Consider the following 1,507-nt stretch of genomic DNA (forward strand, 5'->3'; position numbering starts at 1 on the left):
CCGCTGCACCTTCTGCATCATTCCCTACGGCCGCGGCAATTCCCGCTCGGTGCCGATGGGCGCCGTGGTCGAGCAGGTCAAGCGGCTCGCCGGCAACGGCTATGCCGAGATCGTTCTGACCGGCGTCGACATGACTTCATTCGGCGCCGACCTGCCGGGCGCGCCGAAGCTCGGCAAACTGGTGAAGACCATCCTGAAACAGGTGCCCGATGTGAAGCGCCTGCGGCTGTCGTCGATCGATTCGATCGAGGCCGACGACGATTTGCTCGACGCCATCGCCACCGAGCCCCGGTTGATGCCGCATCTGCATCTGTCGCTGCAGTCGGGCGACGACATGATCCTGAAGCGGATGAAGCGAAGGCATCTGCGCGATCAGTCGATCCGCTTCTGCGAGGATGTGCGCAAGCTGCGCCCCGGTATCGTCTTTGGCGCCGACATCATCGCCGGCTTCCCGACCGAGACCGACGAAATGTTCGAGAACTCGGAGAAAATTGTCGAGGAGTGTGGCCTGACCCATCTCCACGTCTTCCCCTTCAGCCCACGCGAAGGCACGCCTGCCGCGCGCATGCCGCAGCTCCGCCGCGAGGTGGTCAAGCAGCGCGCCGCCCGGCTGCGCGCCGCCGGTGAAGTTGCCTATGTCAGGCATCTGTCGTTGCTCACCGGTACGCGTCAGTCGATCCTGATCGAGCGAGACGGCCTTGGCCGCACCGAGGGTTTTACGCTTGCCGCACTCGGCACGGGCGCACCGGGTGAGATCGTCGAGGCCGATATATCGGGCCACGATGGTACCAGGCTGATCGCGGCGCCGCTTGCCGCCCGCGCCGCCTGAGAAACGCAAAGCATGGCTGGTTTTTTCAAGAAGATATTTTCGTTCGGCAAGAAAGAGGTGGTCGAGGAACGGATCGACGAGACCGCCCCGCTACCGCCGATCAAATGGGAAGCACTCGATGCGCTGAAGCCGGCGGCCGAACAGGTCGTCCCGGAGTTCTTGAAGCGCGATGAGCCGCGGCCCGAGGCAGAAACGACGCCGACGGTCGAGCCGGAGGTAATTCCTGCGCCGGAACCGGCGCCTGTCGAGGAACCGGTGCCCGCGCCGGAGCCGACCATCCCGCCAGCACCGGAGCCGACTGTTCCCTCCGAGCCGGAACCTCTGCCGGAGCCCGCGCCGAAAGAAGAACCGGCGCCCGCGCCAGAGACTCCAGAGCCGCCGGCGCCCGAGGAAGTTCCGCTCACCCCTGCGACTCCCGAACCCACGCCCGAACGGCAGCCGCAAGAAGTCCCAGCGCCGGCGCCGGCCGAACCGGAGATCGTCCCGTCACGCCCGGAAAAGCGGCCGGAGCCGGCACCAGTCGAAGTGCCGACGCCGGCCGAGGTTCCGGCAGAAACACCAGCGCCGATCGAGGTGCCCACACCGGCGCCGTCCCCTCTTCAGCCGTCTTCAGAGGCCGGCGCCGCTCCTCATCCGCCTGCCGGCACCTTCTCCCCGTATAGCGACGGGGAGAAGGAA

The 1,507-nt window shown here is 66.6% G+C and carries 1 protein-coding gene and 1 pseudogene; both read left to right on the plus strand.

Annotation, left to right across the window (positions count from 1 at the left end; genetic code table 11):
- Positions 1–829 (plus strand): radical SAM protein (locus EN969_RS30635; protein WP_127419710.1); only part of this gene is annotated, 829 nt, incomplete at its 5' end.
- A 12-nt stretch (positions 830–841) separates the two neighbouring features.
- Positions 842–1,507: pseudogene (locus EN969_RS30640) on the plus strand (signal recognition particle-docking protein FtsY); the annotation flags it as partial.

This window comes from Mesorhizobium sp. M7A.F.Ca.CA.003.01.2.1 (assembly GCF_003998945.1).
Classification (GTDB): domain Bacteria; phylum Pseudomonadota; class Alphaproteobacteria; order Rhizobiales; family Rhizobiaceae; genus Mesorhizobium; species Mesorhizobium ciceri.